The sequence below is a fragment of the Lentilactobacillus rapi DSM 19907 = JCM 15042 genome (genome assembly GCF_001436255.1).
In the GTDB taxonomy this organism is placed as follows: Bacteria; Bacillota; Bacilli; order Lactobacillales; family Lactobacillaceae; genus Lentilactobacillus; species Lentilactobacillus rapi.
Genome location: NZ_AZEI01000022.1, coordinates 43479 through 63500, shown reverse-complemented (window position 1 = coordinate 63500; position 20022 = coordinate 43479). Strand labels below are relative to the sequence as shown.

Annotated in this window: 20 protein-coding genes; 10 read left to right on the top strand and 10 right to left on the bottom strand. The window is 43.6% G+C overall.

Translation table 11 applies throughout. The features are described from left to right. Positions 1-324 precede the first annotated feature (324 nt). From FD12_RS03775 to FD12_RS03760, 4 genes are all read right to left on the bottom strand, one after another. Positions 325-831 carry a pyridoxamine 5'-phosphate oxidase family protein gene (locus FD12_RS03775; protein ID WP_056981752.1) on the bottom strand — a complete coding sequence of 169 codons (507 nt, stop codon included), beginning with the start codon at positions 829-831 and terminating at the stop codon, positions 325-327. A gap of 17 nt (positions 832-848) precedes the next feature. Next, positions 849-1844 carry a D-2-hydroxyacid dehydrogenase gene (locus FD12_RS03770; RefSeq protein WP_186825985.1) on the bottom strand — a complete coding sequence of 332 codons (996 nt, stop codon included), beginning with the start codon at positions 1842-1844 and terminating at the stop codon, positions 849-851. Positions 1845-1863: 19 nt separating this feature from the next. Continuing rightward, on the bottom strand, positions 1864-3048 hold the full coding sequence (locus FD12_RS03765; RefSeq protein WP_056981749.1) for an aminotransferase class I/II-fold pyridoxal phosphate-dependent enzyme: 1185 nt from the start codon (positions 3046-3048) through the stop codon (positions 1864-1866). Positions 3049-3572: 524 nt separating this feature from the next. Further along, a complete protein-coding gene (locus tag FD12_RS03760) occupies positions 3573-4295 on the bottom strand; it encodes a demethylmenaquinone methyltransferase (protein WP_056981747.1) in 723 nt (240 codons plus the stop codon). A 67-nt stretch (positions 4296-4362) separates the two neighbouring features. On the opposite strand from FD12_RS03760, the gene FD12_RS03755 reads away from it, so the two are divergent. Next, positions 4363-5274, top strand: coding sequence for a prenyltransferase (locus tag FD12_RS03755; RefSeq protein ID WP_056981745.1), 912 nt, complete (start codon positions 4363-4365; stop codon positions 5272-5274). Positions 5275-5373: 99 nt separating this feature from the next. Beyond that, positions 5374-5913 (top strand): hypothetical protein, encoded by a 540-nt coding sequence (locus FD12_RS03750; RefSeq protein WP_054748938.1) that lies wholly within the window; start codon positions 5374-5376, stop codon positions 5911-5913. A gap of 145 nt (positions 5914-6058) precedes the next feature. On the opposite strand, the gene FD12_RS03745 is transcribed toward FD12_RS03750, so the two are convergent. From FD12_RS03745 to FD12_RS03735, 3 genes are all read right to left on the bottom strand, one after another. Next, positions 6059-6985, bottom strand: a complete 927-nt coding sequence (locus tag FD12_RS03745) for an L-lactate dehydrogenase (RefSeq protein WP_054748937.1) — start codon at positions 6983-6985, stop codon at positions 6059-6061. 302 nt (positions 6986-7287) lie between these two features. Next, entirely contained in the window at positions 7288-8934 is a 1647-nt protein-coding gene (locus FD12_RS03740; protein WP_056981743.1) for a peptide ABC transporter substrate-binding protein, read from the bottom strand. Between the two features lie 335 nt (positions 8935-9269). After that, on the bottom strand, positions 9270-9905 hold the full coding sequence (locus FD12_RS03735; RefSeq protein WP_054748936.1) for a histidine phosphatase family protein: 636 nt from the start codon (positions 9903-9905) through the stop codon (positions 9270-9272). 399 nt (positions 9906-10304) lie between these two features. Between FD12_RS03735 and serC the strand changes: the two genes are divergently transcribed. The 8 genes from serC (at position 10305) to FD12_RS03695 (ending at position 16779) form a co-directional block, all read left to right on the top strand. Further along, positions 10305-11381, top strand: coding sequence for a 3-phosphoserine/phosphohydroxythreonine transaminase (serC, locus tag FD12_RS03730; protein ID WP_056981741.1), 1077 nt, complete (start codon positions 10305-10307; stop codon positions 11379-11381). Between the two features lie 11 nt (positions 11382-11392). Next, positions 11393-12559, top strand: coding sequence for a phosphoglycerate dehydrogenase (locus FD12_RS03725; protein WP_054748935.1), 1167 nt, complete (start codon positions 11393-11395; stop codon positions 12557-12559). Between the two features lie 166 nt (positions 12560-12725). Further along, positions 12726-13478 carry a CPBP family intramembrane glutamic endopeptidase gene (locus FD12_RS03720; RefSeq protein WP_056981739.1) on the top strand — a complete coding sequence of 251 codons (753 nt, stop codon included), beginning with the start codon at positions 12726-12728 and terminating at the stop codon, positions 13476-13478. Between the two features lie 324 nt (positions 13479-13802). Then, positions 13803-14240: a LytTR family DNA-binding domain-containing protein gene (locus tag FD12_RS03715; protein ID WP_054748932.1), complete on the top strand. Its 438-nt coding sequence runs from the start codon at positions 13803-13805 to the stop codon at positions 14238-14240. Next, positions 14237-14692, top strand: coding sequence for a DUF3021 domain-containing protein (locus tag FD12_RS03710; RefSeq protein WP_225427369.1), 456 nt, complete (start codon positions 14237-14239; stop codon positions 14690-14692). Before FD12_RS03715 ends, FD12_RS03710 begins: the two co-directional genes overlap by 4 nt. 306 nt (positions 14693-14998) lie before the next feature. Further along, a complete protein-coding gene (locus tag FD12_RS03705; RefSeq protein ID WP_056981737.1) occupies positions 14999-15313 on the top strand; it encodes a DMT family transporter in 315 nt (104 codons plus the stop codon). A 167-nt stretch (positions 15314-15480) separates the two neighbouring features. After that, positions 15481-15585: a putative holin-like toxin gene (locus FD12_RS14140; RefSeq protein ID WP_056981735.1), complete on the top strand. Its 105-nt coding sequence runs from the start codon at positions 15481-15483 to the stop codon at positions 15583-15585. A gap of 642 nt (positions 15586-16227) precedes the next feature. Then, positions 16228-16779: an NUDIX hydrolase gene (locus tag FD12_RS03695; protein WP_054747851.1), complete on the top strand. Its 552-nt coding sequence runs from the start codon at positions 16228-16230 to the stop codon at positions 16777-16779. Positions 16780-16883: 104 nt separating this feature from the next. Here FD12_RS03695 and FD12_RS03690 read toward each other — a convergent pair whose 3' ends face one another. The 3 genes from FD12_RS03690 to FD12_RS03680 form a co-directional block, all read right to left on the bottom strand. Beyond that, positions 16884-17462: a DNA-3-methyladenine glycosylase I gene (locus tag FD12_RS03690; RefSeq protein ID WP_054747852.1), complete on the bottom strand. Its 579-nt coding sequence runs from the start codon at positions 17460-17462 to the stop codon at positions 16884-16886. A gap of 264 nt (positions 17463-17726) precedes the next feature. Next, complete coding sequence (locus tag FD12_RS03685) at positions 17727-18998, bottom strand: dihydroorotase (protein WP_056981733.1); 1272 nt, start codon at positions 18996-18998, stop codon at positions 17727-17729. A gap of 24 nt (positions 18999-19022) precedes the next feature. Then, positions 19023-19970, bottom strand: a complete 948-nt coding sequence (locus FD12_RS03680) for an aspartate carbamoyltransferase catalytic subunit (protein ID WP_056981731.1) — start codon at positions 19968-19970, stop codon at positions 19023-19025. Positions 19971-20022: the final 52 nt, after the last annotated feature.

Below are 20022 nucleotides of genomic sequence, written 5' to 3'. Positions count from 1 at the left end.
CCCCCCCCCCCGTCATATTAAACGATAGGGCAAACAGCATCGTTGCAACGGTCGCAAACAACAGTTTGATAATTGAATGCAGCCTTCCCCTTTTATAAATATTGTTATCCATGACAACTCCCCCTCTTACTTTTCTCTGAACCACGATGCTTCCAGACACCATGGCAACTATTTTAAACAATTTTATTTTAACATAAGTTGGTAAATAACAGGTTAATCTTAGTAATCGATTTCATAGTCATTACGACAATAAAAAGCATGACCCGACGATTCGATTCTTACCAGATCATACTTGCATTCGAATTGATATTCAAACAGTTGTTTTTATTTAAATCCCGGTTCCCCGGCCACATGTTCCTTCGCCGTATAAGCCTTCACGGTAACCTTAATCACACCAACATAACCAATCGTCTTCTCAGAAATGGCAAACTCATCCAAGGATTGCCCCGTTTCGTGTGACAGTAAGGCTTGCAAGGCATGGCGCTTTACAGCCGGATCGTCAACCAGTTCCGCATCCCCATAACCCATCACGCTCCGATAGGCAAAGCTGGGCGTATTTTCCTTGGGATCTTCTGGCGTCATCAACTGGCCGCCATCATCAATTTCAAATCCCATTCGCCCGTCTTGCTTGATCAAATCACGTTTGTGACCAACCGGGGCACCATGAATATACAGGGTAAGCTGATTGGCGTCATCAAATTCATAGCCAAAATTTGTCGGCACGACATAAGGATAGTCATCCGTGCGAAAGCCACTATGAATAACATGAGAATCATGCAAAATGGCCTTAATTTCGTTAATATCAGTTACTTCACGATCTTTTCTACGCATTTTCCGGACTCCTGTCGTTAGTCACTGACTTGGTGAGGGCTTTGCTTGCCGTTTAACACTGCCATCACGTCATCTAAGGCAAACTGAACCATGTTTTGAACAGCCACTTCTGTGTAAAAACCGATGTGGGGGCTGACGTTCACGTTTGGCATTGCCAGCAATTTTTTCAGATTCTCATTGTTAATCGGCTTGCCGGATAGATCTTGGCCCACAATGCCATTTTCCCCTTCAATCGTATCAATCGCAGCCGCAGCAATCTCATGATTCTCTAAGGCGGCAACCAAAGCTGGTGTGTCAACTACCGGTCCTCTCGAAGCATTGATGAAGATCGCAGTCGGCTTCATTTCTTTGAACACGTCAGCGTTAATAATGTGATGGGTTTCGTCAGTCAACGGGGTGTGCATTGTAATGACGTCCGCCGTCTTGTAGACCGTTTCGTGGTCAACATAGGTGAGAGTATCATTCAATTCAGGCCGGTGAATTGGATCAGCTGCAATCACTGTGGCTCCTAGCGCGTTGAAGATTCGGGCAACCGCGCTGCCAATTTTGCCGGCGCCAATAATTCCAACAGTTAAAGTATGAATCTCTTTGGCTTCGATGCCCTTCCAGCTAAAGTCGCCCTGATCTTCCCGTTCTTTAACCTCACCCAGATGGCGCAATAACCACATAACGTGGGCTAAAACTAACTCACTCACTGAACGGGGGGAGTAAGCGGGCACATTGGTGACAACCAAATCATTCTTGGCAGCTTCTTTGAGGTCAACAATTTCATAGCCGGTACTGCGCAAGGCCATTTGCTTGATACCAAATTCGTGTAACTTCCGGTAGACTTCGGGGCCGCCAACTGAACCATGTTGTAAAACCGAAATACCATCATAACCCTTAGCCAGATCAACAGTTTCTTCACTTAAAGGAACCGTGTTGGTATCAACTTGAACGCCATTTTGCTTGGCCCATTCATCAATCGGGGCCTTTTCATCGGGACGTGAGGTGTACATTAAAATTTTCATTATCTTTTGAAACTCCTTTAATTTACTTGACTGCTGCTTGCTTGTCAGCGACGTACTTCTGAATTCGGCTCACTGCCGTCTGCAATGCTTCGGTACTTGCGGCATAACTAATTCGAACGTAGCCTTCACCACCGGCGCCGAAGAACTTGCCAGGAATTAACGCCACTTTCGCTTCCTTGGCCAAATCATAACAAAAGTCGACGCTGTGTTGATCAAGGCCTTCAGGAATCTTGGCAAACACGTAGAAGGCACCAGTTGGTTTCGGACAAGTAAACCCAGCTTGTTCAAGACCGTCAACCAAGAGGTCCCGGCGCTTTAAGTAGGTCTCTTTCATCGGTTGGGCGTCGTTAAAGCCATTCTTGAAGGCCTCTTCAGCAGCTGCCTGCGTGTTGGTTGCCAAAGATGTAATCGTAAACTCACTGACTTTCGCCACTTCGCTGATAATATCTTCAGGGCCGCAAATCATCCCAATTCTCCAGCCAGTCATCGCGTGGGACTTGGAAACGCCATTCATTACTAATGTTTGTTCCGGCAAAATGGTGCCCATCGATACATGAGTACCATCGTATGTCAATTCACTATAGATTTCATCGCTCAAACAAATCATGTCGTACTTAGAAATCACATCCGCAAGCTTTTGCAAATCATCTTTATGATATGTAACCCCGGTTGGATTATTAGGGAAGTTTAAAATAACTGCCTTGACGGTGTCTTTGTTGGCATCAATGGCCGCCTGCAACTTTTCTGGCGACAACACAAAACCATTATCCGAAGTATCCACAAAGACTGGTTTAGCACCGGCTAAGAGAACGATCGGAATGTAGAGTGGGAAAATTGGGGTCGGAATAATGACCGTATCGCCAGGATTGAGCATTGCGGTTAACGACGAATAAATGGCGCCAGTGGCCCCAGCAGTCATTAAGACTTGAGTTGCCGGATCATAATTGAGACCGTATTTTTTGTTCAAAAAGCCCGCTGCCGCTTTTCGCAAGCCCTCGGTTCCCCTTGAATTGGTGTAGTGGCTTTCGTTGTCATCTATCGCCTTAACGGCAGCTTGTTTCACGTGCTCCGGGGTATTGAAGTCAGGTTCACCCAAAGTTAGCTTCACAATATCTGGAATCGTTGAAATCTTCTGGTTGAAGGTTAAAATTGCGGCGGGCGTTAACGCAGCCACCCGTTTGTTCATCTTGTCTGATAATTTACTCATAGTGTATTCCTCCTAAATAAAAGTGAGCGAAGTAAAGCGGTTAGAAGTCGGAGTGTAAGTCTCCGCCGAGGGAAATTCCCGGTTCTGGAATTTTTCTCAGTGGTGCTTACACGCAGACTTCTGCTTTACGCAGCTGTCCTACAAAAGTGAGCGGAGCCAGGCGCTTAGAAACTGGAGCATAAGTCTCCTTGGACAGAAATTCCCGGGCTTGAAATTTTTGGCCGAGGTGCTTATGTGGAAGTTTTTGCCTAGCGCAGCGGTCCTACAAAAATAGGGTCCTTCGCAGTCAGTTGATTGACTGAAAAGGACCCACCATTGGTTTAATCCCGCACAGTCAATTGCTGATCTGCGCGGCCTTTAATTTCCATCATGAAAATCTCTTGGCTTATCACAGATCAGATCTGGAAAAACCAAAAGTAATATCGGCAACTATTCAATTGAGTTTCTTTATTATTGGTCATCATTAAAAACTCCTTAGAATAAGTTAATTACATGATAGCCGTTTTAATCAGGGTTGGCAAGCGCTATTTTGATTTTTCCACCCGGCCAAGGTGAAATGCCGCCGCGCCAAAGGTCAACATTCGGTATGAAACGTCAGTCATCCCGGCTTGGCGAAACATTTGGGCCAACTGTTTGGCTGACACAAATTCCTTGGTTGTTCGTTGCAGATAGGCATATTCCCGGTATTTATTAACCGCAAATTTTGCCATAATTGGTACTAATTTAAAGTAAATCTGCCAGCCAAATTTAATAACCGGCGATGTCGGCTGAGAGGTTTCAAGCGACGCAACCTGACCATTTGGATGAACGACTCGGGCCATCTCGGCCAACACTTGATTGGCATCGGGAACATTTCGTAAGCCAAAACCAATTGTGGCGATGTCAAACGCATTAGCTTCGTATGGCAAGTGCATGGCATCCCCGCGAACCAGGGTCACCCGGTCGGCAACTTTAGCAGCCTTGATTTTCTTAGCGGCGATTTTGAGCATCTCATCACTGAAATCTAAGCCGACAACCCGGCCAGCTGGACCCACTGCTTGGGCAAGCGCTACTGTCCAATCACCCGTCCCACAACAGACGTCAATCACAAAAGCGCCTGGCTGGATACTCAGGCGTTTCATGGCAAACCGGCGCCAATTGCAGTGTAATCCGAGACTAATTAATGAGTTCATCGAATCATAATTTGGGGCCAATTCATTAAATAACGATTCAACTTTAGGTTCTGGGGTGCGATTTGTCAGCGTCATGGTGGAGCTCCTTTGGTATAATCTAATGTAGGTTCTGAAATTATTTTAGCAGATTGTGGGGATTTTAATGAATTTAGCGACGTTTACCGAATTAATTGAATTTAAAATTTTGAGTGCCAGTCTCTTCCCGTTTATCACCGGCCTCTTTTTCAGCTGGTATTTTCTGGGTTCCGTCAATGGCCTGTACGCCACACTTTTCTTCATTGCAATGATTCTATTTGATGCAACTGTTAACGTGCTGGACAACTTTAACGACTACTACCACTCGGACAAAGACGAGTACAAATCAAAAACAAACATCATTGGCCGCGAACATATCTCCCCCGCTTTGGTGGTCTTTATCCTCGCTGCCTTTATCATTCCATCAGCTGGGATCGGCCTGTATCTCACGTATAAGGTCGGCCTGCCATTGCTGTGGATGGGAATTTTCTGCTTTGCGATCGGGATCCTGTATTCATCGGGGCCACGACCAATTTCCAGCACGCCATTTGGGGAAATTGCCTCTGGGTTTACGATGGGGGTCATGATTGTTCTTATTTCAGTTTACATTAATTCCTATCAAATTTTCACTTGGAATGCTGAATTGTTATGGGAAATTTTGCTCGCTGCGGCACCATTATTTATTTGGATCGCCAACATCATGCTGGCAAATAATATCTGTGACGATGAAGAGGATCGACTGAATGATCGTAAAACAATCGTTCATTATATTGGCGTCCCCCGGGCGGTCTTTCTCTTTAACGCTACCAATGTTTTGGCAATTCTATTGATCTTCTTGGCAATTTTTTTAGGAGTCTACCCAGTTGCTTTGATCTCAATCATCTTGGCAATCCCACTTATCTTTAAGCAAATGCGACTGTTTACGGCAGAACAGGTAAAGACCAAGACGTTTGTTTGCTCGGTCAGAATTTTAGTGTTGGGGTCCATTGGCTTGTGTATTGGTTTTGCGGTTTACTGGCTATATGTGCTTGTTCGTTAAGGTTGTTTTACAGGTTCATCGTTTCCTTATTGGTATCATTTGCGCTTAAATGATACCAATAACAGCAATAATCATTATTTTGGCAGGGGGGAATTGAGATTGCGCAAACGATCTAGGCTCATCATCAGCTTATTTCTCCTTGGACTTGGATTGATTGGCTTAGTGCTCATTACTCAAGGACAAGTTGATAAGTCTGCCGGCCAAATTGGCCATCCACGCCAAACTAAAACCACTAAATATCAGCCGTTATCGACAGCTAGTCTTAAAACTAACCGCAAACTTCAATATGCTAGCATTATCTATTATGCGATCAACCACGTGCATATCCAGCGGTGGCAGGAAGTTTCCGACTTGAGGTCAGGATGGCAAGTTGAACTTTCAAAGACAAACGGCACCACCCGTTATTTAGTGTGGCCAGACAAGAACATTACTAACAAGGAAAAACAGTTGACACCTAATTGGTTTGAAATTAGTGGTCACACCGTTATTTACCATAGTTTTGAGGTACACACCGCTGAAGAAGACGAGGATCAGCACGATGCGACAACTCTGGATCACATTGTTAAGCAAATCAATCTGGATCGTGCTGCTCAGAAAGTTTGGCGAATGAGTAAGAATCTAGTGGTTTCGGATCGTTGAGGGTGTGATTTGGACTTGTTACATTGACTAATGGTGCTCCGAGAAGCAGGCGCTCAAAATATAAGGGTCCTACCCAAAAATCCCAAAACCAGGATTTTCGGGTAAGACCCTTATATAACCGCACCTAAGCGCTTCTCTCCGCACACTAGCTATTCATCGACTCCTTAAACTTCGTCTTAATAAAGTTAGCAGAGGTCTGTAATTTTTCTTTTTCTTCATCTGTTAAGTCCAGTTGCACTTTTTCAAGGATGCCGTCCCGGCCCACAATTGCTGGGTATGATAAGTAAGTGTCCAACTCTTCTCGGTAGTTTGATACGGCTAATTGCGTTCTTGAATCACTAATAACCGTATTTGCCAAACGAACCGCAGCGGTTGCTACGCCATAATTGGTGTACTTTTTGCCATGGAACACATTGAAACCGCCTTCACGGGCAGCCTTATCCAACTTGTTTAAATCCAAGCCTCGTTGTTTGGCAATTTCCGTGATTGGATGACCCAAAACGCGAACCGTTGACCAAGCAGTAAATTGTGAGTTCCCGTGTTCACCTAAGTTATAGCCTGAAACCGAACGTGGATCGATGTTTAATTCTTTAGCCACCGCCCGCTTCATTCTGGATGAATCAAGCAACGTTCCAGTCCCAATGACGTGTTTCTTTGGTAGACCGGTAATCTGTTGATACATGGACGTAATCACATCCACAGGGTTGGAGATATCAACAATAATCCCGTTAAATCCTGAATCCTTAATCTTTTGGGCAACCGATTTGACGGCCTTACTGGTAAATGGTAATTCAGCAAAGCGGTCATCATTCTTATTGTCTTGCAGTTTAATGTTTCCTAATGCCGAAATGATCACATCCGCGTCCTTCAACGCCGAATAATCATTAACCGTAATGTTTGTATGGAAAGGCAAATTTGACATCGCGTCTTCAAAATCCGTAGCGTCTGCTTCAACCTTTTTCTCCCGGGTATCGATCAACACTAAATCATCCGCAAATCCACAAGCAACTATGTAATGTGCGGCCGTTGAGCCAACATTTCCCATCCCAATAACAGCAATTTTTCTTGTCATTTAATCACCTCATATGATGTTTGATTCCCTTTAGTTTAGCACGGAAACAACAAAAATGGCAGAAAAATTAGAAAATTAAAATTACCTTCAATTACAATAAAAAGAGGCTGGTACATATATTAATTTTCAATCGATGATCATTCACATAGATCCCCATAGTCACCTAGATAAAAGCTGCGCCAAACGGCTGATCCCTGCCATTTAACAAAAATGACCAACTATTCCAAAATCAGGAATAATTGGTCATTTTCGTTAAATTCTGGGATCAAATCGCCTAATCCCAGTCTCTTCTAACATGCTATTTACTTCATATAAGCGTACTTATAACTCCACTGAGTACCGGCAGTATTGTGAATCACACCTTTCAGTGAAGGCTTCTGCAAGTAGGAAGTGACTTGTTGATAAAGTGGTGTCATTCCTTGATCCTTGTTAAATACTTTGGCAGCCTGAACCAAATCATCCCAACGTTGGCCGGCGTTATTGGCATCACGGTTCTGGGCTCGATTGATCAGCTTATCATAAGTTTCATTACGATATTTACCATAATTATAAGCCGTCCCGGACTCAGGAATTTGCAAGAATGAAATTGGATCATTGAAGTCGGCACCCCAGCCAGAAAGATAAATGTCAAACTCACCTTTCAAGGCGTCCTGGGTTGCAACTTGGCCAGGCACGTTGCGAATGTTTAACGTCATCCCTGGCAGAACCTTCTCAAACTGTGCCTTCAAGTACTGGGTCACTGGACTACTGGTTTGATCATCGCTTGAGGCCAAAATCGACAAATTGACTTTTTTGACTCCAACTTGTTTCAGCCCCTTCTCCCAATATTGCTTAGCCAGCTTTTCGTTATGGTCAACTGTATTAGCAACCGCCTGCTGCTTGGCAAAATCAGTCCCCGTTCTTGGGTCGCTGGCAAGTTGAGAGGCGACAAAGCCGGTTGGAGTTGCTGATCCATCCCCTAACACTTTCTTGGTCAACTGCTTGCGATTAATGGAAAGTGAAATCGCTGTCCGAATGTTTCGGTTACTCATCACCTTGCGTTTCGTGCTATTAGCATCTTTAAAGTTATATTCCAAGAAGCTCACCAGTGAGTAAGGGTACTGCTTGAACTCTGAGTTGTTCTTGTAATTCTTGATTTGCTGATTGGATAGCGGCGTCAAGTCAAGCTTGCCCTGTTGGTAGAGTTCCAAACCAGTTGTTGGGCTGGCAACCACCGTATAGTTGATCTTCTTAAGCTTAACAACGCCCTTATCCCAATATTGATTGTTCTTCACAAATTGCCACTTGTTGCCAGTTCCGTTCCAGTTCTTAATTGTAAATGGTCCTGAATAAACCATATATTGTGAACGAGTACCATACTTCTTTCCATATTTATCAACAACTTTTTGGTTCTGAGGGCCAAAGAGTGGATAGGACATGAGAACCTTGAAGTAGGCAATTGGTTTTTCGAGTTGAACGACAACGGTCTTGCTATTAGTCGCCTTAATCCCAACGGCATTTGGTGAAAGCTTACCAGCGTTTACCTTGTCGGCATTCTTAATCCCACTAAATAAATAAGCGTAAGTTGATTTAGTCTTGGGATTCAAAGTTCGCCGCCATGAATAAACGAAATCTTGCGCAGTGATTTGATCACCATTGCTCCATTTGGCATTGCGTAATTTAAATGTCCACGTTTTGCCATCTTTAGACTTCTTGGTGCTTTGAGCGAGGCCAGCGGTTGGCTTCCCATTCTTGCCAAGGCGATAAAAGCTTTCAAACGCATTCCCTGTCTGGCCATAACCAGTTGATTTAGAAATATCAATTGTATCTAGTGGCGTGGTCGTACTGAGGTTCAAAGTTTGGCTCTTGCTGGAATTTGTTTTTTGCTTACTGGACTGCCCACAAGCCGCTAAACCAACTGTGATTATTCCAATGACTGCGACCAGCAATAACATTCTTAACTTTCTCATGTTTTCTCCTCCAAAATAATGATGGATCTCCCTGATTTGGTGTATCTATAGATTAAATACGTCAAAATTGAACGTGTTATTTATTCCAAACAAAAAAGTGCCACAGCTCCAGTTAACACCGAAACTGTGACACTCCAGAATCCATTGATAAGCGAATCAAATCACACTTACTCTAACAAATGGATTGTTTAAAGAGACCACCCTCAGCGTTAACTTGAGCTGGACACATCTGACAACAAGTTGATTGTACGGCTACAAATTGCATGGGTGATTCCCTCCTCGTTTGATATCTGCACCAAATATAACGGAATCACCACATTTTGTCAACCAAAAGCCTAAAAGCCTGAATGAACAACTCGGTTATAGTAGCGCAGATAATATGAGTGGTTTTCAGGGGCATACGTAATCTTGGTCACACTTGTATTATCGGGTTCTTCGATAACCATCATTTCTTTTGGGGAACCCATCGCAGCCAGCACCGCAGCCTTGATTGTGAAGCCATGGGTGACGACAATGATCTGACCATCAGGGAATTTCTGACTCACGCTGCCCATAAAGTCCTGGGCTCTGGCGATAACGTCTTCAAACGATTCGGTATTGCCACCCGCCACCGTGACGTAAGTTGGCAGCACGTCATTTAAAACGTGATCAAATACTTCTGGATACTTCTCTTCCAACTCAGCGTTCTTCTGACCATCCCAATCGCCATAGGAAATTTCCAGTAGCCGTTTGTCATAGGTTATCGGTAAGTTCGCACTCTGATTTAAAATGTTTGCGGTATCTTTAGTCCGTTGTAATGGGCTTGCGATGATTTGATCCGCAAACGAGATATCGAAACCCTGATGCAAACTTTCCGCTTGTTTCTTTCCAGTTTCCGAAAGGTATGTCACTTCCGTATTAATGATTCCCTGCTTTAGGCCAATGGCATTTGCCGCAGTCTGGCCGTGGCGAATGAAGTAAAAGTCAGTCATGTTGGTTTCCTCCAAAATGTTTCTTAAGTATGTTTAGGTAGATCTCATCATTCAATTGGCTGCTTAAAACTTACCATGATGGTTATGTTCAAGTAAACCCCTGTCCTGTAAAATTATTCAAAATACTGTTGCATTTGTCTGTGGGTTCTGTTAGATTTTAATTATAAGAAATGGAGGTATTCACATGAACGTGAAATTAATGACTTTTACAATTAAATCATCCTCCTGGTCTACGGTGTCATGCGGGTAGGCCATCTTTTAGTGCGATATTTTCGACAAAAGGCCTTACACGGATGATGTTACATCACACTGTGAGGCCGTTAAAACTGCTATGCTAACGAGCTCTCACAGGGTCAATCTGTGGGAGCTTTTAATTTACGATAAAGGGAGTTTTGAGCTATGACGGTTTATAATTTCGCGGCAGGACCAGCAACGCTACCGGATCCGGTGATTAAGCAAATTCAAGCAGAGTTGCCATCACTTCAGGGAACTGGTATGAGCATTTTGGAAATTTCTCATCGTTCTGCCATGTTTGACGACATCATCAATACGGCTAAACAAGATATTCGTGATTTGATGCATGTCCCCGACAACTATCATGTATTATTTTTCCAAGGTGGCGGCACCGGCCAATTTGCCGCAGTGCCACTCAATCTCGCCACTAATCACAAACGAATTGCCTTACTAGACAGTGGTCACTGGGCAACTCGTGCAGGTGACGAAGCAGCCAATTTGGGTGTGGCTGTTAACGTCCTGGCCACAACCAAAGCCGATCACTACCGACAACTCCCTCACTCAAATAAACCACTTTCCGCAGCTGAGTATGACTATCTTCACGTCACGACTAACAACACGATTGAAGGAACTGCTTACCATACTTTGCCTGAACATGGCGACGTCACTTTGGTTGGTGACCTGTCATCCAATTTCATGGCGGAAGAATACAACGTGAACGACTTTGGCTTAATCTTTGGCGGTGTGCAAAAGAACCTCGGCCCTGCCGGCGTGACCATCGTCATTGTTCGAGATGATCTGGTTAAACCAGTCGAACACATCCCAAGTATCCTCAACTATTCGTTATTTGTTAAGAAAAATTCGATGTTTAATACGCCACCGGTTTTTGCAATTTATGCGACTGGCCTCGTTCTTAAATGGCTCAAGCAACAAGGCGGCCTTGCAGAAATTGAAAAGATCAACCGCGAGAAATCGAGCCTGCTTTATGATTTCTTGGACGAATCCAAACTATTCACCAACTATATCAAGCAATCTGATCGTTCATTAACAAACGTGCCATTTACAACTGATGACGCCGATCTTGATAAGCAAGTCATCCAAGCCGCATCGGATGCCGGCTTAATGAACCTGAAAGGTCATCGAAGTGTGGGTGGCTTGCGGGCCAGCCTATACAATGCAATGCCAACTGAAGGCGTTCAAGCCCTCGTTGATTTCTTAAACAACTTTGAAAAGAATCATTAGGAGGAACAGACATGTATCAAGTAAAAACATATAACGCAATTGCGCAAGCAGGTTTGGATCAATTTACCGACGATTATCAAATTAATAAAACAGATGACGCGGATGCCTATTTAATCCGTTCCGTCAATTTACATGATCAGGAATTTCCAAAGAGCCTTAAGGTAATTGCCCGGGCAGGAGCCGGCTATAATAACATACCTTTAGACAAGGCGACCAATAATGGAACGGCCGTTTTCAATACTCCTGGGAGTAATGCCAATGCGGTTAAGGAGCTGATTATCGCCTTGTTGATTGCCTCATCACGAAATTTATTTGCCGCCGCAGATTATGCTGCTCATAACAGTGGCGCTGACATTTCATTAAGAACTGAGAAAGACAAAACTAAATTTAAGGGGACTGAATTAACCGGTCGAACCCTTGCCGTCATTGGTGTCGGCCACGTTGGCTCATTGGTTGCGAATGCGGCCAGCGCCCTTGGAATGAAAGTCATTGGCTATGACCCTTACTTATCGGCTGATGCGGCATGGCACATTTCAACCAACATCACCCGGGCGAGAACGCTGGGTGAAGCGTTGGCCCACGCCGATTACGTCACCGTTCACGTTCCAAAGAATGAAGAAACCACCGGCCTAATTGGTAGCGAGCAAATGGAGATCATGAAAGACGGCGTTAAACTTTTTAACTATTCCAGAGGTGGCATTGTTGACAATGCAGCTGCGGTCGACGCATTGGACGCCCGCAAGATCAGAACTTATTACACCGATTTTGGTGAAAATATCTTGCTCAATCGTGACGACGTCGTGGTAACCCCACATATTGGTGGTTCAACGATTGAAGCCGAGGCAAATGGGGCAACTCAGGGAGCCAACACGATCATGACGTATCTTGAAACCGGGAATATTTTAAATTCGGTCAACTTACCAAATCTCCAAGTTCCGTTTAATGCCCCCTATCGCATTACCCTGATCCATAAAAACATTCCCAACATGGTCGGCCAAATTGCGACAGCCTTGGCTGATGCCGGTATCAACATCGAAAGCATGAGTAACGCGGCCAAAGACGGCGTTGCTTATACCATCATTGATTTGGATAACTTGAAAAACGAAGAAGATAATAAATTGATTCAACGACTCAGTAAAATTGACGCCGTGTTTAGGGTTCGGGTATTAAAGAAATAACCTGCGGAATCGTAATCGGCACCAATGAATTTGGAGTTGATTGCCGCTGAACGGTTTTATTTGTAAAGTGCGCCACCATCAGGTGTAAATCGTCGCCCCATTCCATTCTTTGCGTTAAAATATTACCTGTTAATAATACTTAATTAGGGGATAAGGGGTTGATAACATGAAGCACTTTTTATTTGAACGAAAAAAGGATCAGCGGGAATTTCCGTTACTCGACGTTCAACTTGAGCAGTGGCGTCTCTGGACGTTGCTCATCTTAATGTTGGGTGGCACTATTGCTTGGATCGGGTTTGCCGCGTCCTTTACTTTCCATCCATACTGGGTGATGGCGTTGATGGATGATATTTTGCCGACCTTTATTTTTATCGCAATTGCTTGGTATTTCAGTAACGGCGAACTCAAGAAATTGTTTAGACGACCACGCTGGTCCGACTGGTGGTTTGCAGTGGTCATGCTGATTGTTCAAGTTGCCTACTCGCTTTTTGCAATTTATAGTTTAAATTCAGCTGGTTTTTCCACTAACGAAAATGGTGAAGCAGCTCAAGTCGGCTCAGCTGCCAACAAAGGATTAATGCTTTTTCATGAAGTTATTTCGGATCTATTCGATTTAATGAGTGAAGAAGTGGTGAGTCTGACCATCTTTTTGGTGGTAGCTGCCTTGCTCATTCAGTACTACCACTTTAGTCGCCGTTCGGGCCTTGGAATTGCCATGCTGGCATCGATGATTCTGTTTGGTTTGATTCACTTTGAGACCTACAATTGGAATCTCGTTCAGATGCTACTTGTCATTGGGGTTGCTCGATTCTTCCTCAATTCCATCTTTGTTCGCAGCAAGTCAATCTGGGTGTCATACATCGTCCATAATATATTCGATGCGCTTTCGTTTCTTATCGCCATGAATGCGATGCACTAACGATTTTAGTTAGTGATATTCTCTCAATTATATTTGGAATTTCAAGAAAATGGGATGAAAGGCAATTTGATCCCAGAATTTAAGCTAAAAAGGCAATGCATTCTCGTTTGGATGCATTGCCTTTTTAGCTTAAATGGCGACGATTAGCCGTTTATCGCAAGTTTAGTCAATGCAGAAATCGAAAACTAAGTTGCATTCACAAACGATTTGCCGATTAACGTCCCAAGTCCTTTTTTACCACTTATCCTACATATCAACCAGTTATCTTAAAACAGTATCATTAATCTAATCGTTAGCCTATGATAAATTCAGGAGGTGAGGATCTTGAAGGTTCACGTTAAAATAATCGATAACCTAGATCCTGATATTGTTATATTGGGAATCAGGCAGCAAAATAAGCTGGTTAATCAGATGATCGCCCTTGCTGAAGGAGCTGGTCAAGAAACCATCGTTGGTAAAGATTTTAATCGCAATCACCTGATCCCGCTATCACGGTGTTTGTCCTTTTACACCAGCCAGAAAAATGTCTACGTCAAAACGCTTGGAAGCACTGAACTACAAGTTAACAAACGATTATACGAGCTGGCAGCTTCTCTTCCCAAAAATTTCATCAGAATTTCAAATACGGAAATCATTAATTTGGAATACGTTAAGGAATTTGAAGTGTCTTCGACCGGTATCATTATCATTCATTTCAAAAATGGCACCCAAACCAGTTCTTCCAGGCGTTATCTAAAGAAAGTAAAGGAGCGATTATCATGATCAAACGAATGTGCATCCAAGCTGTAATCGGGATTGTGTCAGGGGTATTTATCGGCTTTATCCTCTCAGTTGTTTTCGCTTCTTTAAACGGGGCAACTTCTTATTCCCCCTCAGCACCAGCGTTTGTCGATAAGTTTAACGGCTCACTTAATGCGACCATCGTTTCAGCAATCTTATGGGCGCTTATGGGAGTTGTATTTACGCTGGGGTCACTTGTCTTTACCGAAACTGATTGGAGTATCGTCAAAATGACTGTTGTCCACTTACTGATTACCTACTTTGGTTTCCTGCCCTTAGCCATCTTGGCCGGTTGGTTCCCACTCAATTTTGTTGAATTGGCTTTCTTTACAATCATTTTCCTCATCGTTTATGTTTTGATTTACTTGATATGTCTGATTGGTGCTCGAAAACAAGCTGAGTCGATTAACCGTAAATTGAAGCAAAGTCAATAAAGCGCCAAAAAGAGATTAATTCCCTTTGACCTAAAAATGTGCTATCATGATTTTAAATTAATAACGACTGCCACCGGGCAGTAATTGTCAGTACTTTTTGCAATTCCGTTAGGTCTTAGAAGGAATTGTGGGGAGTGCTATTTTTTTAGGGCAGCTTTGCTTGTCGTTTAGGACGGCTACGCCAAGCAGCAACCTGCACGTAAGCACCATAAGCGAAAATTTTGAAGCCAAAATTTTCGCTTATGGAGACTTACGTTCCGGTTGCTAACCGCTTTGCTCCGCTCACTTATTTTTGGAGGAGATTCTATGAATTGGATATTTTTAATCATCGCTGGTATTTTCGAAGTTGTTTGGGCAATCGCCATGAAGTTTAGTCACGGGTTCACTAACCTCACGCCAACCATTGTCACCTTTGTCGGCATGCTAATTAGCTTCTTTTTACTCGCCCACGCCACCAAAACATTGCCGTTAGCCATCGCCTATCCCGTTTGGACCGGCATTGGCGCAGTTGGAACCGTGATCGCCGGAATCGTCTTATTTGGTGACAAAATTTCAGCCATCACCTGGGTGTTTGTCGTGATGTTACTTATTAGTATTGTTGGGATTAAGATGACCAGTTAGGTCCTTTTAGGTGGTCAAATTTCAATCGACCTTTTTCTGGGTAATCCGTTAAAATTCCTGTATACTTTTATTTTGTAGGGAAGTTAAGGTGGTGGCTATTTCCAATTGGAGGTGGTGCTTATGGTGTTACAACGATAAGCTCAGATCCTATGAAAGGAGTAGCCTGAGTGTCCGTTTCGGATGCCCTACAATTAATGCTGGCTTTCGGTACTTTTATCGTAGCCTTATTGGCATTAGTTGGTGAGTTGACTAAAAATCGGCGAAAAAAATAACCGCCTTAGCTTGGCAGAGCTAGCGGTTATTTAACCCTAAATGCCACCGTCTTAAACGGCTCTATAAGGGAAGCCCTATACGACTAGGATTTCCCTTTTTCTACTTTGTATTATATCACAACTGAATCTTTTGTTGGTAATCCAGCATTTGTAAAACATAGATAACGATGTTTCACAATGTGCTAAACTAGAATTATTAGGTTCCGTTCCCTAATTCATACGAGCAAAGTTGTAATTACGCTCAGCATATTTTTAGGACAGCTACTCAAAGCAGAGATCTCCATGTAAGCACCTCGAACAAAAATTCCAAACCCGGAATTTCTGTTCGGGGAGACTTACACTCCGATCTCTACCGCTTTAATCCGCTCACTTTTTTAGGACAGCTACTCAAAGCAGAAACTTCCACCTAAGCACCTGCTACAAAAATCCCCAAACCCGGGATTTCTGTAGCAGGAAACTTAGGCTCCAGATTCTAACCTGCTTTGATCCGCTCACTTTTTCTTAGGACAGCTACTCCAGGCAGCAACCTGCACGTAAGCACCTTTGGCAAAAATCCCAGAATCGGGAATTCCCGCCAAAGGAGACTTACGCTCCGGTTGCTAACCGCCTGGATCCACTCACTTTTTTATAGGAGGCCCATCCATGTTTAAAACTTGGCATCAGCCCGGAAAAATTCTGGACCGCAAGAATGTCTATTCCGGTCGTGTTTTTGCCGTTGATCAACTCCATATTCAAACCCCAGACGGCTTGAAGGTGGAACGAGATCTCATTAAAACATCCCCGACAATCACAATCTTAGCAATGACCGCCGATCAAGAAGTTGTCATGACCAGCGAGTACCGAGCTGGCGTCAACAGTGATTCCGTTTCTCTACCAGCTGGGATCGTCAATCCTGGTGAAACCGCTGAGCAGGCTGCCAAACGGGAATTGCATGAGGAGACTGGGTACGTAGCTCAATCCGTTACGAAGATGACTCGCATCACCTCATCTGAAGGTTTCATGGACCAATTCGCCGACCTCATGCTCATTGATTTTGACCCGGCTGATCGGGTTCAAAAGCATTTCGACAAAGACGAATTTGTCAATAGCGAACTAGTCCCCTTAACCCAAGTCGTGGAGTGGATCAGGACTGGTAAAGTGAATACGGCCCAGGCGGTATCGGCAGTTGGATATTATCAACTATTTCTGAAATAAGCCCCATACTTTAAACGTTTTTGAACAATTGATTTCTAACATTTATAAAAAAACAACGTTCTTTAACCATTTCAACCATGATTAAGAACGCTGTTTTTGTTTGGTTAATCTTCTGCAATTTCTTGGTAAGCAAAACAGTCCACTTCATGATCATTGACCATCCCAACTGCTTGCATAAATGAATAGATAATGACCGGACCAGTAAACGAAAAGCCGTCTTTCTTCATTTGCTTGCTGATTTGTTTGGCTAAATCAGTCGTTGCCGGAATTTGTTCATGTGATTGATAATGATGCTGAATTGGCTTATCAGCAACAAATTGCCACATGTAGCGATCAAAGGTGGTCCCTGAATTGGCCAGCTCATTAATGACTTTGGCGTTATTAATAGTGGCGATCAATTTGCGCCGGTTGCGAATGATAGCGGCATTTTTCATTAAGCTCGGCAGTTCACTTTCCATCCCTTGAACCTGTCGATAGTCAAAGTCGTGGAAGGCTTGCTTAAACGCCTGCCGCTTATTCAAAACCGTCTGCCAACTTAATCCGGCCTGCATAATCTCCAAGGATAGCAATTCAAATAAATGACGGCTGTCGTGGTTGGGGCGGCCCCACTCTTGGTCGTGATATTGCTGCATTAACTGGTTGTCAGTATTGGCCCAGGCACAACGCTTTAGATTCCTTGTCATTAGCTACCTCCATAGTTAGCATTATAATTCAGCAACAGCTCAATAGCTAGGTGGTGGCCGTTAACTACAAATAGTCTAAGATTAGTCGGTAAATTGTTTATAAATGCAACTTGGCTTTCCCTTCTGATATTGATAAAACTTGCGCCAAACGGCTGATCCCGGCCATAAAAAAATGACCAACTATTCCAAAATCAAGAATAATTGATCATTTTCGTTAAATTTTGGGATCAAAACGCCGATTGTCCCAATCTGTTTAGGATTAAATTACTTCTTATAAACAACCTTGCCATCAACCAAGGTCATAACTGTCTGGCCATAAACGGTTTCGCCGGTAAATGGCGTATTAATTCCTTTTGAAAGGTACTCACTTGCTTCAAGTTTGTGGGGATCATCCAAGTCAAAAATTGCAATATCAGCCGGTTGACCAACTTCCAACCTTCCAGCATCAGTCAGCTTAAAGACTGAGGCAGGCTTTTCTGCCATCCAATTAATGAGTTGAGCCAGGGTGAAGATCCCCGTCTTAACAAATTTCGTATACAGCATGTTAAAGGCAGTTTCACTCCCAGTAATCCCAAAGGAAGCAGTGGCAATTGAGCCAGCTTTATCTTCCTTTGTGTGCGGCGCATGATCGGTGGCAATCATATCAATGGTGCCATCTAACAAGCCTTGAATCAAAGCCTGTCGATCATCTTCACCACGCAATGGCGGATTCATTTTGTAATAAGGATCATCCGTCTTAATATCTTCATCAGATAACAATAGGTGATGAGGAGTGACCTCAGCCGTTACATGAATACCAGCTTTCTTGGCAGCCCGAATAATATTAACCGTGTGCTTTGAAGAAGCGTGGCAAATGTGGTAATGAACGCCAGTTGCTTCTGCTAAAATGATATCTCGCGCTGCTTGAGCAGTTTCACTTACCCAGGGCATCTCTTTTAAGCCAAGCCGTTTGGCAGCCCCACCGTTTAAGACACCGCCATATGTAAGGGCATCATCTTGAACATGTTCAACAATCGCCATGTCCAATTTAGCTGCCTGTTGCATGGATTCGTACATCGTACTGCTCTTTTGAATGCCGTTACCGTCGTTACTAAAGGCAAAGGCCCCGGCTTTTTTCAACGCAGGAAAATCAACTAATTCATCACCGCCGCGATTGGTAGTGATCGTCGCATATTGCTTGATGTGAACCACGCCATCTTTTTGATTCAACTTGATCACATTGTTGAGATTTTCAGGACTGTCAGGGGCTGGGGTTAAGTTTGGCATTGCGCCAACGGTTGTAAAGCCACCATGAGCAGCAGCCATGCTACCAGTCTTAATCGTTTCTTTTTGCTTCTGGCCCGGCTGGCGATAGTGGACATGAACATCGACTAAGCCCGAACTGACAAAGTTGTTCTGGGCATCAATGACATCATCAACACTATCACTTCCTATTGTAGAAGCAATTTTTTTAACGACCCCATCCTCAATCAGAATGTCTCGATTAATCAGTTGACCATTTTCTAAAATCCGACCGTTCGCAATCACGCGTTTCATCAGTTTGAACTCTCCTCGCTGAAATTAATATTCTTCTTTTACAAGTCCTCGGTAACGAAGCATGCTGGTCATGATCGCCATGCGGACAAAAACACCGTTAGCCATTTGAGGGAAGATCCGGGATTTGTCACATTCAACCAATGAATCGGCAATTTCTACGCCACGGTTAACTGGAGCTGGATGCATGATAATTGAATGTTCTGGCATCATTTGTTCACGTTCTTCAGTCAAACCATACATTGCGTGATACTTTTCTGCAGAGAAGGTACCATTTTCATCGTCAGTAATCCGTTCGTGTTGAACCCGGAGGAACATCATAACGTCCATTTGGGAAACTAAGTCATCAATTGGCATCCAGTCACCATATTTAGCAAATTCTTCGGTGTACCATTTCTTGGGTCCGCCAAAGTAGACGTGAGCACCAAGCATTGTCAAAACTTCCATGTTGGAACGGGCAACTCGTGAGTGGGTCAAATCACCAACGATGGCAACTTTTAAGCCTTCAAAGTGGCCAAACTCTTCATAAATGGTCATCATGTCAAGTAAGGATTGTGAAGGATGTTGACCAGAACCGTCACCGCCATTGGCAATTCCAACGTGGATGTTAGGATCCGCAATCAAATCCTTGTAGTATTCGTTCTTACGATCCCGAATGGCCATCACGTCAACGCCAATTGCTTGGAATGTCTTGATCGTATCACCCATTGATTCACCTTTGTTAAGTGAACTGTTTGAGGGGTCGAAGTTAACCACTTGTAATCCTAATTTGCGTTCAGCCATTTCAAAGCTGGTATGTGTTCTGGTGCTGCTTTCAAAAAATAGGTTTGCGGCATAGGTTGGTCGCTTTAATTCAATTTGCTTACCTGCCTTAAAATCTGAGGCTTCGTGGATGAATGATAAAACATCTTGGGCTGAAAGATCTTCCATGCTTACAACGTTCTCAAAACTAACTGGCTTCGTAATTTGCATCATTGTTAGATTCCTCCTAAAAATAAGTGAGCGGATCCAAGCGGTTAGGGATCGG